Below are 13,452 nucleotides of genomic sequence, written 5' to 3' on the forward strand. Positions count from 1 at the left end.
TGGATGGTCATGATTTCTGGACGCTTGACAAAGCCCTGAGGTCCTGCTCGTAAGCGTCAAGGGTCTCGACCGCCTGGGCGCGTTGGGCCGGGGTGGTGCTGTTGTGCAGGGCGGCAAATGTTTGGCAGCCTTCCCGCGTCAACCCTTCCAGATGGTCGCGATGTGCGGGGATGGGCGAGTGGAGCCATCGCTCCAGCAGCCCGCGTACGGCCAGCCGCGTTTTTTCCGCGCTGGGCCGCTCCGCAACCAGGACGCGCAAGGTCTGCAGGACATCCTGCTGGCGCCGCAGTTTCTCGGCATAAAACAGGGCCGCATCAAAGCGCGACTGGTCGATCCGCTGGCCAATCACGGCGAGCTGTTTTTCCTCCAGGGTTCCATACAGCCGCTCGGCGCGGCTGACCGCCTGCTTGTAGCGCTTGTCGCGTCCTTTTTGGGGCGGGCCGTCGAGAAAGGTGTCCCGGTAATCTGCATTGCCCTTGGCCCACTGGCGCTCCAGTTGCGTCAGCTGGCTGGTTTGCAGCGTGCCCACGAGTGCCACAGCCACCGGCTCGGCCCGGTGAGAAACCGCGACCAGCTTGCTGCGCACATCGGCAAATACCGCGCAGGCCTGGGCGGCGTCCATGTCAGCGGGCATGCGCTGCCGCAGCTTGCGAAGGGTGTCGATATAAGCCGGCAACTGGGTCTGACGGTGCCAGGCCTGGAGCTTGCCAAGGTCGTCCTTGACCTGCAGGCTTTGCGCGCCGGTGAAGTCGATATAACCATCCAGGTACCAGTAGGCAAAGTCCGGCGCCTGGTTGTAGAAAATTTTCAGGGCGCTGCAGGCCGGCAAGAGGCAGGCCAGTGCCAGCACACCGATAATCCGGATGAAACGGTTCAGCCTTGTCTGTGCCGCCGGGCCCGAATGCCCCTTCATCCCAAAATTAACAGGAAACTTCATGGCAACCCCAATTGATGTCGTCATCATGGCCGCGGGCAAAGGCACGCGGATGAAAAGCGCCTTGCCCAAAGTGTTGCACCAATTGGGCGGTCGTGCCTTGCTGGCGCATGTGATCGATTGCGCTGCCCGATTATCGGCCCGCCAGGCGGTGGTCATCGCGGGGCACGGCGCTGCAGATGTTGAGGCCGCCTGCGCCCACCTGACGCGGGCTGCAGGCGATGCGCGCCAGGACCTGAGCCTGAAGTTTGCGCGGCAGGAGCCGCAGCTCGGCACCGGCCACGCGGTGCAGCAGGCCCTGCCGCTGCTGGCCGACGACGGCGTCACGCTGGTGCTGTCGGGCGACGTTCCGCTGACGCAGCCCGCCACGCTGCGGGCCCTGCTGGAGCAGTGCGACGGCCAGCGGCTGGCGCTGCTCACGCTGAACATGGCCGATCCCACCGGCTACGGGCGCATCGTGCGCGCCGGGACGCAGGCCACTGCCCAGGCTTCATCACAGGTCAGGGCCATCGTCGAGCACAAGGATGCCACCGAGGCCCAGCGCGGTATCCATGAAATCTACAGCGGCATCATGGCCGTGCCCACCCGCTTGCTGCGCGGCTGGATCCATCGGCTGGACAACAAGAATGTGCAAAGCGAGTACTACCTCACCGACATCGTGAAGTTCGCCGTGGCCGATGGGGTGGCTGTGGTGGCGCACCAGATCACCGATGCGGCGCAGGTCGCGGGCGTCAACAGCCCGGTGCAGCTGGCCGAACTGGAGCGCGTTTACCAGCTGAGGCAGGCCACGGCCCTGATGGAGCAGGGCGTGCGGCTGGCCGACCCGGCCCGTTTTGACGTGCGCGGTACGCTGCAATGCGGCCAGGATGTCGAGATTGATGTGAACTGCGTGTTCGCCGGCCAGGTCAGCCTGGGCGAAGGCGTGCGCATCGGCGCCAACTGCGTGATTGCCAACGCCACGATTGCGGCCGGCGCGGTGATCCACCCATTTACCCACATCGACGGTGAAAAGCTGGGCGTGCAGGTGGGCGAGGGTGCACTGATTGGCCCGTTTGCCCGGCTGCGGCCGGGTGCCCAGCTGGGCGCTGAAGTGCACATCGGCAACTTTGTCGAAGTGAAGAATTCCACCCTGGCCAAAGGCGCCAAGGCCAACCACCTGGCCTACCTGGGCGATGCCACCGTGGGCGAGCGCGTCAACTACGGCGCGGGCAGCATCACCGCCAACTACGACGGTGCCAACAAGCACCGCACGGTGATTGAGGCCGATGTGCATATCGGCAGCAACTGCGTGTTGGTGGCGCCGGTGACGATAGGGCAGGGCGGCACGGTGGGCGGCGGCTCCACCATCACCAAGGACACGCCCCCGGGCGCGCTCAGCGTGGCGCGCGGCAAGCAAGTCAGCCTGCCCAACTGGAAAAGGCCTGTGAAGGTTAGCAAGGGATAAGGCTTCTTTCCTCTTCCTCAGTTCGGGCTGGGCTTGTCGAGGCTGTTTTGTTCTGGTGAGTGCGCTTTTTGCTGAGGGCTGCTGGCCGGGTCTCGCCCCGGCGGGCGACTCACTTTCTCTTGCTTCGCCAAGAGAAAGTAAGCAAAGAGAAGGCGACCCTGCTGTCTGCGTCCCCTGCGCTTCGCTTCGGGGCAACCTGCGGTGCTCGGGCCAGGCGGGGTCTCGCTCGAACTCGCTACGTTGCACTTCGCTCAGACAATCGCGATCCCTGATCCGCCTGGCCCTGCGCTCCTTGGCGCAGTCAGAAGGGCTGGAGAGAAAGAAATACCTACAGCCAAATACCGAATACATAAATCCACAAGGACACGCCGCGGCGTGTCCTTGTTTGTCTTGGTGTTTTTCTGTGTGTATTCGGTATTGGTATTCATTCCCCACCCGTCCTGGCTGGGCCGAGCAGCGCAGATGGAGGCGGCCTAAAGGGGCCGCAGTTGTTTGAGCCGCAGGCGAGTTCTGCGGACCGCCGCCGTAATCGAGCAGCACAGGTTGCCCGTAGCGAAGCGCAGGGACCCAGACTGCGGGTCGCCTTTTCTTTGGGTACTTTCTTTTGGCGAAGCAAAAGTAAAGTGCCTCGCCCGCCGGGGCGAGTCCCGGCCAGCAGCCCTCAGCAACCTCAGCAACCCTCAGCAGCGAACCCACCGCCGGAGCAAACCAAAAGCCCGCAACAAACTCACTCCTTTACCCGATTCACCAAAAACACCCCAAAAATAGCCAATCCCCCACCGGCCAGCAGGCTGGCACTCAAAGGCTCCCCCAAAATCAGCCACCCCAGCAGCACACCAAACACCGGCACCAGGTTATTGAACACCACGGTGCGCGCCGCGCCCAGCTGGCGTATGCCTTCGTAGTACCAGACAAAAGCCACCGCAGTGCCCAGCACGCCGAGGAAAACCAGGCCTGCCCACACCTCTGGCGTGAAAGACCCGGCATGCACGCTGGAGATGTCGCGCAAGGCCAGCAGCCCCAACAACAGCGTGCCCCAGATGGCCGCCCACAGCGTGGCCAGCAGGGGCGACAAGCTCTGCAGCAACTTGCGGCCCAGCAAGGTGTACACCGCCCAGGCACACACCGCGCCAAACATCGACAGCTCGCCCTTGCCCAGCGATTGCATGATTTGCGAGAGGTCGCCGCGCGTGACGACCACCCATACCCCCAGCAGCGCCAAGCCCACACCCAGCCAGCGCACTGCCGAGAGCCGGTCGCCCAACAGTGCAGCGGCGAGCAGCAGCGTCACCACCGGGTTGAGCGCGATGATGAGCGAGGTGCGGCCTGCCGGCAGCACCGACAGCGCAGTGAAAAACAGCAGGTTGTAGATGAAGATGCCGGTGGCGCCGAGCGCCAGGGTGCCCAGCAACTGGCCGCGCGTGACCTGCGTGATGGCGCGCAGGCCCTGGGTGAAATGCAGCGCCACCAGCAAGGCCAGGGTGGCAAACACAAAACGCACGAAGCCCGCGGTGGCCGGGGGCAGGTGGGCCGAGATGACGCGGCCGGCGATAAAAGTCCCGCCCCAAAGAATGGGCACGCAAGTCAAACGGAGGTAAATGCCCAGCAGCCTGGTGCCGGCAGGCACCGCGCCGGATGTGGCGGCCGGCTGCGCGATGGCGGCGGCAGTGGAGGCCACAGTGGGTGGCGTGGTGGCAGTCGTCATGGTGGTTCTTGTTGTTGGAAAGCGGTGAATGGGGTAAATTGATACATGAGATTAATTGTTAAATTGCTCACTATCAAATGAGTATTCATTCATCATGAAATCATGACCCTGGCCCAACTCGAAGTGCTGATCACCCTGGACGAATGCCGCAGCTTCTCGCGTGCGGCCATGCGTCTGGGCACGACACAGTCAGCCGTCAGCCACGCCCTGCGCGCACTGGAAACGCAGTTCGGCGTGAAGCTGGCGCAGCGCGATGCCTCCGGCGTGGCCATGACAGACGCCGGTGAACGCCTGCTGCTGCGAGCCCGCGAAATGACGGCCCTGGCGGCCACCATGACACAGGAGCTGGGCGATGCCCGGGAGCTGAAAACCGGCACGCTGCGCATCGGCTCGTTTGGCCCGACTTCCACCGTGAACCTGTTGCCGCCCCTGCTCGCGGCGTTCAAAAAGCGCCACCCGGGCGCGCAGGTGCGCATCGAGGAAGAAAGCGACGAGGTGGTGGACGACTGGCTGCTGCAAAAGCGCGTGGAACTGGGCTTTGTCGTGGTGCCCGACGAACGTTTTGAAGTGCAGCCGCTGGTGCAGGATGAATTCGTCGCCATCCTGCCGACCGGGCATCCGCTGGCCAAACACAAGGCGGTGCCGATCAGCGCGCTCACGGGGCTGGACTTTGTGCTGACCGAAGCCGGTTGCGGCCCGGTCATCGTGCCCATCCTCCAGAAAAACATTGCACTGCCCAAGGTGCTGTATCACTTCACGCAGGTCATCTCCATCCTGCAGTTTGTGCAGCGCGGCCTGGCGGTATCGGTGGCGGCCCGCCTGGCGCTGCCCGACGCACCCAAAGGCGTGGTTTACCGGCCCCTGCTGCCCGCGCAGCCGCGTACGGTCGGACTCGCTTGTCTGGATGCGGCTAGGCTGTCGCCGCTGGCACGTGCATTTTGGGACCTGGCCAAAGCGCAGACTAAAGCTTGAGGCCGTGCCCGTTTGCTATCGTTTGCTCTCTATTGGATGGTTTTTTTGACAGCTGTTTTTGTCTGCTGTTGTCAGGCTGGCAGCAATACTGTTCAGTTAAGTTATTCACCCGGAATCGGAATGACCAAAACCATGACTTGTCATTGCGGGCCTGACCCGCGCAATCCATGGATCCCGGATCGGGCCTGCCCCGGACTTGATCCGGGGTCCGGGATGACAAACCAGGGGCAAGGGCTTAACTGAACCGTATTGAGGCCAGCAGCACTTTGGGTTCGAACTTGGCCCGCTTGGTGCTGAAGAAGGCCTTGACGTTGCGCACATTGGCGTCGCTGGTAAAAAGCCGCTGCGCCAGCGCCAGGTAGCTGGGCATGTCGGCCACGTGCACCATCAGCACAAAGTCTGGCCCCGGCGACACCCGGTAGCACTGCTGCACGGCCGCATCGGCCGCTACCCGCAGCTCAAAGGCATCCAGATGCTCGGCGCCTTGACGGTCGAGCGTGATCTCGACAATCGCGGTCAGGCCGTGCCCCAGCAGGGCGGCCAGCTTGTCGCCGCTGAGCAGGGCCACTTCCCGCTCGATCAGTCCCGCATCGCGCAGGCGCTTGACGCGGCGCAAACAGGTAGGCGGCGAGATATGAACGCGTTCGGCCAAAGCCTGGTTGCTCAGCGATGCATCGGTCTGCAGGCTGTCCAGCAACTTGAGGTCTGTTTCGTCTATCGATATTTGTTCCATAAAATTACTGTAAATGGAATTAAATTCAATTATCAAAGAATATTGAAATTAAATTCCATAAATCAAGAAAAATCAATCACATAAGAAAACAACATGCACGTAGCATCGATGCATTGTTTTTCAGGAGACGTCCATGTGCGGCATCGTTGCGTCGGTTTCGACGAGAAATATTGTTCCCATCCTGGTGCAGGGCCTGCAGCGGCTGGAATACCGCGGTTATGACTCTTGCGGCGTCGCCGTGTATGCCGATGGCCTGAAGCGCGCGCGCAGCACCTCGCGCGTGGCCGAGCTGCAAAGCCAGGTCGACCACGATCACCTGCAGGGCAGCACCGGCATTGCCCACACCCGCTGGGCCACGCACGGTGCGCCCGCGGTGCACAACGCGCATCCCCACTTCAGCCATGGCGCCGGCGCCAACCAGGCATCGCGCCCCGGCAAGGTGGCGCTGGTGCACAACGGCATCATTGAAAACCACGACGAGCTGCGCGTCGCGCTGCAGGCCAAGGGCTATGTGTTCGCCAGCCAGACCGACACCGAAGTCATCGTGCACCTGATGGACAGCCTGTACGACGGCGACCTCTTTGAAGCGCTGAAGGCAACCGTGGCCCAGCTGCATGGCGCCTATGCGATTGCCGCCTTCTGCAAGGACGAGCCGCACCGCGTGGTGGGCGCGCGCGCGGGCTCGCCGCTGATTCTTGGCGTCGGCAAGGGCAACTCCGAAAACTTCCTGGCCAGCGATGCGATGGCACTGGCCGGCGTGACCGACCAGATCGTGTACCTCGAAGAAGGCGACATGGTCGACATGCAGCTGGGCAAATACTGGGTGCTTGACCGCCAGGGCAAGGCCGTGCAGCGAGTGGTCAAAACCGTGCAGGCGCACAGTGGTGCCGCAGAGCTGGGGCCGTATCGCCACTACATGCAGAAGGAAATTTTCGAGCAGCCGCGCGCCATTGCCGACACGCTCGAAGGCGTGCAGGGCATTGTTCCGGAACTCTTTGGCGATGGGGCTTACCGCGTGTTCAAGGAGATCGACTCGGTGCTGATTCTGGCGTGCGGCACCAGCTACTACAGCGGCTGTGCGGCCAAGTACTGGCTCGAATCCATTGCCGGCATTCCCACCCAGGTGGAAGTCGCCAGCGAGTACCGTTACCGCACCTCGGTGCCCAACCCCAGGTCGCTGGTCGTCACCATCACGCAAAGCGGCGAGACCGCCGATACGCTGGCGGCGTTGCGCCACGCGCAGAGCCTGGGCATGCAGCATACGCTGACCATCTGCAACGTGGCCACCTCGGCGATGGTGCGCGAGTGCAAGCTCGCCTACATCACGCGCGCCGGTGTTGAAATCGGCGTGGCCTCCACCAAGGCCTTTACCACCCAGCTCGCCGGGCTGTTTCTGCTGACGCTGGCGCTGGCCCAGAGCAAGGGCCGGCTGACCGACGAAGCAGAAGCGGAACACCTCAAGGCCATGCGCCACCTGCCCGCCGCCCTGCAGGCCGTGCTGGCGCTGGAGCCGCAGGTCATCAGCTGGTCAGAAGATTTCGCGAAGATGGAAAACGCGCTGTTTCTCGGCCGTGGCCTGCACTACCCGATTGCGCTGGAGGGCGCACTCAAGCTGAAAGAGATCAGCTATATCCACGCCGAGGCCTACCCGGCCGGCGAACTCAAGCACGGCCCGCTGGCCCTGGTGACCAGCGCCATGCCCGTGGTCACGGTCGCACCCAACGACGCCCTGCTGGAAAAGCTCAAGAGCAATATGCAGGAAGTCCGCGCCCGCGGCGGCGTGCTCTACGTGCTGGCCGACGCAGACAGCCACATTGAAAGTGGCGAGGGCCTGCACGTCATCCGCATGCCCGAGCACTACGGAGCCTTGAGCCCGCTGCTGCACGTGGTGCCGCTGCAGCTGCTGGCGTATCACACGGCGTGTGCGCGGGGGACGGATGTGGACAAGCCCCGCAATCTTGCAAAGAGCGTTACCGTCGAATGACGGTCACAGTGCGCGCAAGCTGATTGCGAGGAATAAAGTACGTCGGGTTAAATAAAAGTCCGTCGGGCATTATTCATAATGTGAAATCTTCTGAGCGTCACCGAAGGTTAGACGGAACAATCACCATACGGCGGCGATTCAGATGGCTTTTTCGTTGTCTACTCCTCAAGAACAAGGATGCGCATCGCCGCATGCTCAGGCATAGTCCTGCTGCGTGAGGCAAGCACTAAGAACACAAGCGGAGGGTGGTAGATGTATAAATGGATCGGCATAGAGTGTGAAGCCGACTATCAAAAACTCGAAGTCGCCCTTGGCGGCGAAGAATTTGGACTACGACCTGTCATCGAGAAGCTTCAGCTTTATATGAATGCTCAGGTTCGCGGCATTCTGGTCGAGTAGCCGTGTGCAAACTGTAAATTTAACTTGTTTACGACTTTATGCTGTCATGTTGTTAAATCGAAACGCCGCGAACCCGCATGGATGCTACGGTGCCGTTTACGACTTTAATTACGCGGAATACGAATGTTGCATGGGAATAAGGTCTGTCGGGAGCGGAATAACGTCTGTCGAAGGCTGGCTGTGTGGCGCTCTGCGTTGTTACAGATGCGGTTCTCGGCAGCTCGTCAGCGCTGCACAGCTACCCGAGATAGGGCAGCACACCCATGGCAAATCGCCTATTCGATGGGGATATCGTGTCCCGCCTCTCGCAGCACCTTCGACCATCGACGGATCGCTGCGCGCAGGCTGCGCTGCTCTTGGGCGGCGAGAGGCATCGTCGAGACCAAAGCCAGCACCTGCGCCGGCGTGACATAGCCGTACTGAAGCAGCGCCATGCAGAACTCTCGATCCTTCTCGCGGCCGGCCGTTGCTTTGGACAGGAAAAGGTCGGCCAGATCCAGGCAGTAGCCAATCCGACCGTTGGTGTTGGCGTTCTGCACCTTGTGCGCGCGGCTGAGCCATTCCGCAGGCAGCGTCGCCGTCTCCGGGCCTACGCCCTGGGCGTAGTAGCCGAAGGTGTCCTGGAAGTGCGAACCTTCCCCGATCGCGCCGTCGATCTTCTCAGCCAGCTCGGGAGCATCCTTCGGATAGATGTCGGCTTCCATCGACACCGTGAACACCGGTTCGGGATGGGGCACCGCGCCGAGAATCGACTGGCTGCCGATGATGATGAACTCGTAGTAGTCGGTGATGTCCGCGGCCGCGCGAATGATGTGTTCGAGTTCTTCGCGCGTCATGGAGTCCCCTTCTTGTGCAACTCGCTCTGAGGCAATGATGACTCGGCTCCTCCGAGCACAACACCATTCCGTAGGTCATTCACCTGGTCAAGGATAGCGCCGCGCACATCGTCAGGCAGAACGGTGGCAAGCGGCGAGGCCTGCCGAAGCTGCTGGGCATGTCGGGTACGGCCGAGCGCCTTTCTCCAGGTTCCAGCGTTCAGGATCTGCAGCCACTCTCGCCACAGGCTGGCCGAGCGGGGATCTCCGGCCTGAAGCCAGCGGTCGACCGTTGCCTTCGCCTTAAGGAGCAGCGAGGGGTCAGCCTTGACCCGGCGCACTGCTTCCTCGTGGAGCGCTATGCTTTGCAGGTCCTGCAGGCGGTGCTGACCGGCCTTCGCCGACACGTTCACCTGGACGATCGGAGGTTCGCGCCGCGATCGCGCCGCGGCAGACCCCGCCGGCGGTGGCAGCAGGGTGTCCCCTGCGAGCAGCGCCAGCTCGCCGCTGACGCCCAGCACCGACATTACCCGCAGGTAGGTCCCGATCGCCGTGGCCGGATCTCCAGCCTCGACGCTGCGAAGAGTGTTTCTTGTGATCCCAACACGGTTGGCCATCTCAACCGTACCCAGGCCCTGCGCTTTGCGCAACCGCCGCAGCCGGTCGCCCAGCTGCAGCAGCAGATGTCGGTCGAGGACAGAGGTGATTTCGGGAGTGCTCATCTGGTCAATATAATAACCAAAATTAGCCTTTTTGAATAGTCTGTTGACCAATTTGCTTCCGAGGTCCCGCATCTCGTAGTCGACATAGAGCTTGATGAGTTCGGGCGGGCCAAAGGCGGCGGACATGCGGCGTACTTCGAGTCCGACCACGACCCACGGGCTATCTAAACCATTGAGAATCCGGACGCATCATCCGACAGACCTTATTCCTACCGATCAATTGGCCGCGTTTTTAGTGCCCTAGAAGAGCTGCTGCAGGTAAAGGTCTCCTGGATGCCCAAGCAACATGTAACACGCGCCAAAGCAGGACCAATCTCCGACAGACCTTATTCCGCGCCCGACAGACGTTATTCCCACGGAACACTGCTGTTACAAATCCCGACAGACGTTATTCCACGGCAGTAATATTTGCGCCAATTTCGACGAGGTTTCGACAGCCTTTTAGAGCTTTCCGCAACTCATGCCTTACTGGGTGAAAGCCCGACAGACGTTATTCCCACGGATCACGAATTGTTCCGCGCAATTAAAGTCGTAAACAGGTTATTAAAGTCGTAAACACATGCTCTACCCAGGGTGTCGATACCCGTCGAAAAAAGAGTTCAACATAAATGAGCAGGCGGTACGACCGCCAATGCGACGGAACCCTTTTAAGACCTATCCTCTGAGATCACGCAAGGTCGAAGCGATCAAGGTTCATCACTTTGTTCCAGGCCGCCACAAAGTCACGCACGAATGACTTCTGCGAGTCGCTGCACGCATAGACTTCCGCGAGGGCTCGGAGCTGGGAGTTCGAACCGAAGACGAGATCCACGATGGTGCCCGTCCACTTGAGCTCGCCCGTTGCCCGATCGCGCCCCTCCAGCACGCCTTCAGAGGTGGCGGACTTCTGCCACTTCGTGCTCATGTCGAGGAGATTCACGAAGAAGTCATTGGTCAATGTTTCGGGTTGCTTGGTGAAAACACCGTGTTTGGACTGGCCGACGTTCGCATTCAGGGCGCGCAGGCCGCCGATCAGAACCGTCATCTCAGGGGCGGTCAGCGTCATCAACTGCGCCTTGTCCACCAGCAGCTCAGCCGCCGATCCTTCGAGTCCCTTGCGGGCATAGTTGCGGAACCCGTCTGCGGCCGGCTCCAGTACGGCGAACGAGTCCACATCGGTCTGCTCCTGCGACGCATCCATGCGCCCCGGCGAGAAGGGAACCTTCACGTCTTGGCCGGCCTTCTTCGCCGCTGCCTCGACGGCTGCGCAGCCGCCCAGAACGATCAGGTCTGCAAGCGAAACCTTCTTGCCGCCAGACTGTGCGCTGTTGAAGTCCTTCTGGATCGTTTCCAGCTTCTGCAGGACCTTTGCCAGTTCAGCCGGCTGGTTGACTTCCCAATTCTTCTGCGGCGCCAGGCGAATACGCGCGCCGTTCGCTCCACCGCGCTTGTCGCTGCCGCGGAACGTTGCAGCAGAAGCCCAGGCCGTGGTGACCAGTTGGGAGATGGACAGGCCAGATGCGAGGATCCTGGTCTTCAGGGCGGCAATGTCCTGCTCGTCGACCAATTTGTGATCCACTGCGGGGATGGGATCCTGCCACAGCAGCTGCTCCTTGGGAACAAGCGGGCCAAGATAACGCGACAGGGGGCCCATATCGCGGTGCGTCAGCTTGAACCACGCCCGGGCGAATGCGTCGGCTAACTGATCCGGATTCTCGTGGAAGCGCCGCGAAATCTTTTCGTAAGCAGGGTCCAAGCGCAACGACAGGTCGGTGGTCAGCATGGCCGGCGCGTGACGCTTGGACGGGTCGTGGGCATCCGGCACCGTGCCGGCGCCTGCGTCGCCCTTTGGTTTCCACTGCTGCGCACCGGCCGGACTCGTGGTCAGTTCCCATTCGTAGCCGAACAGGTTATCGAAGTAGTTGTTGCCCCATTTCGTCGGCGTGGTGCTCCAGGTAACTTCCAGGCCGCTGCTGATCGTGTCACCCCCTTTGCCGGTGCCAAAGCCGCTGTTCCAGCCCAGGCCCTGCTCCTCGATGCCGGCAGCTTCCGGCTCGGGCCCCACATGTTTCACATCGCCGGCGCCGTGGGTTTTGCCGAAGGTGTGACCGCCAGCGATGAGCGCAACCGTCTCTTCGTCGTTCATCGCCATGCGAGCGAAGGTCTCGCGGATATCCCGCGCCGCAGCGATCGGATCCGGGTTACCGTTCGGGCCTTCCGGATTGACGTAAATCAGACCCATCTGCACGGCACCGAGCGGATTTTCGAGATCGCGGTCGCCGGAGTAGCGTTTGTCATCCAGCCAGGTGTTCTCAGAGCCCCAGTAGACGTCTTCTTCCGGTTCCCAGATGTCCTCACGCCCACCGGCGAAACCGAACGTCTTGAATCCCATCGATTCCAGCGCGACGTTGCCAGCGAGGATCATCAGGTCGGCCCAGGAGAGCTTGCGGCCATACTTCTGCTTGACCGGCCAAAGCAGCCTGCGCGCCTTGTCAAGGTTGACGTTGTCCGGCCAGCTATTCAGGGGAGCAAAGCGCTGGTTGCCACTCCCTGCGCCGCCGCGACCGTCGGAGACACGGTACGTGCCGGCGCTGTGCCATGCCATGCGAATGAACAAAGGTCCGTAGTGGCCGAAGTCCGCCGGCCACCAGTCCTGTGAGTTGGTCATCAGCGCCAAGAGATCCTTCTTCACGGCCTCCAGGTCGAGGCTCTTGAACTCCTGGGCGTAGTTGAACGCCTCGCCCATGGGGTCGGACATTGCGGAATGCTGGTGCAAGATGTTCAGCTTCAGTTGATTGGGCCACCAGTCTGCGTTCGATGGAGCTCCTGCCGCCGTGTGTTTGCGAGCGTTGCCCGAGAATGGGCAGTTGGGTTCGGTTGACATGGTTTTCTCCTTGGGTTGTTTGCAACTGATTACGCAATCCAGTCTAGGGTTTGGGTACCGATCGATCAATGAAATTTTGCTAATGGGAGCGATAGTCCGGTCTGACAAACTCACCGGACCTACCTCTGGGCCTGCGCATAGCGAAGATAGTCGGCGCTGATCCGCCTTGAATGGGTGACCAGCGCGCGAACGAAGGGCAATCGCGCCACCTCGTAGCGGGCCAGAGCGGCGGAAACGGGTTCGTTTGCGCGCCGGTCTGCCAGCATTTGGGCCAGCACCGCCGCATCCTCCACCCCGGTAGCGAAGCCACGTCCTGTCATGGGTGAAACGACGTGGGCATCCGGGAAACCTAGATCTAGGGGCGAAGCTAGCGGGGGTACTCAGTGAAGGCAGCGCGGCGCAGGGTCGCAGCCCACTCGCAAGTGGGCAAGGATGGCCGGTACCACTGGTTCTACGGCTGCGCGTTCAAGACGCGGAGAACGGCCGCATGCTCGACGGCCAAATCAGGTGACCCATGGAAATGGCGCATGTAGTGAGATGAAAAATCATCGACCTGCCCTTGCTCCTGCCCACCGTCCAAACGCAGCAACTGACGCGTTCGCTCCGCCACGATCACAGGCGCCACCGAGAGATCTCCCTTGGGGTCCAGTGCCTCGTCAAGCATGACGATTAAGCGACTCAGAGGCTCCAGCCACCGCATAGACTCCCCGAACGCAACCAATTGCAGGAAGTCGCCAGCTGACTGTCTGCCATGCACCTTCTCATACTCGCGTCGCTCGAGCTCGATCAAGGTGCGATGCAAGTCCAACAAGACTGAACGTAACAACACGCATTGTTCGTCTCTGGTATGTGGTGTTTGAAGGCTCATGACGTTACCCAGG

At 61.5% G+C, this 13,452-nt stretch carries 12 protein-coding genes; 4 read left to right on the top strand and 8 right to left on the bottom strand.

Translation table 11 applies throughout. The features are described from left to right. Nucleotides 1-7: 7 nt before the first annotated feature. A complete protein-coding gene (locus BPRO_RS03290) occupies nucleotides 8-937 on the bottom strand; it encodes a DUF6279 family lipoprotein (protein ID WP_232291483.1) in 930 nt (309 codons plus the stop codon). Between BPRO_RS03290 and glmU the strand changes: the two genes are divergently transcribed. Further along, the gene (glmU, locus tag BPRO_RS03295; RefSeq protein WP_011481632.1) at nucleotides 936-2,378 is read left to right on the top strand and encodes a bifunctional UDP-N-acetylglucosamine diphosphorylase/glucosamine-1-phosphate N-acetyltransferase GlmU; all 1,443 of its coding nucleotides are present in this window, start codon (nucleotides 936-938) and stop codon (nucleotides 2,376-2,378) included. The genes BPRO_RS03290 and glmU overlap by 2 nt on opposite strands. A 727-nt stretch (nucleotides 2,379-3,105) precedes the next feature. Here the strand turns inward: glmU and BPRO_RS03300 are convergent. Continuing rightward, nucleotides 3,106-4,083: a DMT family transporter gene (locus tag BPRO_RS03300; protein ID WP_011481633.1), complete on the bottom strand. Its 978-nt coding sequence runs from the start codon at nucleotides 4,081-4,083 to the stop codon at nucleotides 3,106-3,108. A 102-nt stretch (nucleotides 4,084-4,185) separates the two neighbouring features. Here BPRO_RS03300 and BPRO_RS03305 point away from each other — a divergent pair, with 102 nt between their 5' ends. After that, nucleotides 4,186-5,055 carry a LysR family transcriptional regulator gene (locus BPRO_RS03305; protein WP_011481634.1) on the top strand — a complete coding sequence of 290 codons (870 nt, stop codon included), beginning with the start codon at nucleotides 4,186-4,188 and terminating at the stop codon, nucleotides 5,053-5,055. 235 nt (nucleotides 5,056-5,290) lie between these two features. Here the strand turns inward: BPRO_RS03305 and BPRO_RS03310 are convergent, their stop codons facing one another. Beyond that, on the bottom strand, nucleotides 5,291-5,788 hold the full coding sequence (locus BPRO_RS03310; RefSeq protein ID WP_011481635.1) for an Lrp/AsnC family transcriptional regulator: 498 nt from the start codon (nucleotides 5,786-5,788) through the stop codon (nucleotides 5,291-5,293). Between the two features lie 133 nt (nucleotides 5,789-5,921). On the opposite strand from BPRO_RS03310, the gene glmS reads away from it, so the two are divergent. Together glmS and BPRO_RS29405 are read left to right on the top strand one after the other, a co-directional pair. Then, nucleotides 5,922-7,772, top strand: coding sequence for a glutamine--fructose-6-phosphate transaminase (isomerizing) (gene glmS / locus BPRO_RS03315; protein ID WP_011481636.1), 1,851 nt, complete (start codon nucleotides 5,922-5,924; stop codon nucleotides 7,770-7,772). Nucleotides 7,773-8,024: 252 nt separating this feature from the next. Then, a complete protein-coding gene (locus BPRO_RS29405; protein WP_157045716.1) occupies nucleotides 8,025-8,171 on the top strand; it encodes a hypothetical protein in 147 nt (48 codons plus the stop codon). A 275-nt stretch (nucleotides 8,172-8,446) separates the two neighbouring features. Here the strand turns inward: BPRO_RS29405 and BPRO_RS03320 are convergent, their stop codons facing one another. The 5 genes from BPRO_RS03320 to BPRO_RS03335 all read right to left on the bottom strand — a co-directional run bounded on the left by BPRO_RS03320 (nucleotide 8,447) and on the right by BPRO_RS03335 (nucleotide 13,439). Further along, a complete protein-coding gene (locus tag BPRO_RS03320; protein WP_011481637.1) occupies nucleotides 8,447-9,007 on the bottom strand; it encodes a DUF6036 family nucleotidyltransferase in 561 nt (186 codons plus the stop codon). Then, nucleotides 9,004-9,708 carry a helix-turn-helix transcriptional regulator gene (locus tag BPRO_RS03325; RefSeq protein WP_049764202.1) on the bottom strand — a complete coding sequence of 235 codons (705 nt, stop codon included), beginning with the start codon at nucleotides 9,706-9,708 and terminating at the stop codon, nucleotides 9,004-9,006. The genes BPRO_RS03320 and BPRO_RS03325 overlap by 4 nt, the downstream gene beginning before the upstream one ends. Nucleotides 9,709-10,375: 667 nt before the next feature. Continuing rightward, nucleotides 10,376-12,571 carry a catalase/peroxidase HPI gene (katG, locus tag BPRO_RS03330; protein ID WP_011481639.1) on the bottom strand — a complete coding sequence of 732 codons (2,196 nt, stop codon included), beginning with the start codon at nucleotides 12,569-12,571 and terminating at the stop codon, nucleotides 10,376-10,378. Nucleotides 12,572-12,690: 119 nt separating this feature from the next. Beyond that, entirely contained in the window at nucleotides 12,691-12,891 is a 201-nt protein-coding gene (locus BPRO_RS28360) for a putative hydrolase/monooxygenase (RefSeq protein ID WP_011481640.1), read from the bottom strand. A 131-nt stretch (nucleotides 12,892-13,022) separates the two neighbouring features. Then, entirely contained in the window at nucleotides 13,023-13,439 is a 417-nt protein-coding gene (locus BPRO_RS03335) for a hypothetical protein (protein ID WP_041388298.1), read from the bottom strand. Nucleotides 13,440-13,452 lie beyond the last annotated feature (13 nt).

Origin of the sequence: Polaromonas sp. JS666, from assembly GCF_000013865.1 — a bacterium.
Classification (GTDB): Bacteria; Pseudomonadota; Gammaproteobacteria; order Burkholderiales; family Burkholderiaceae_C; genus Polaromonas.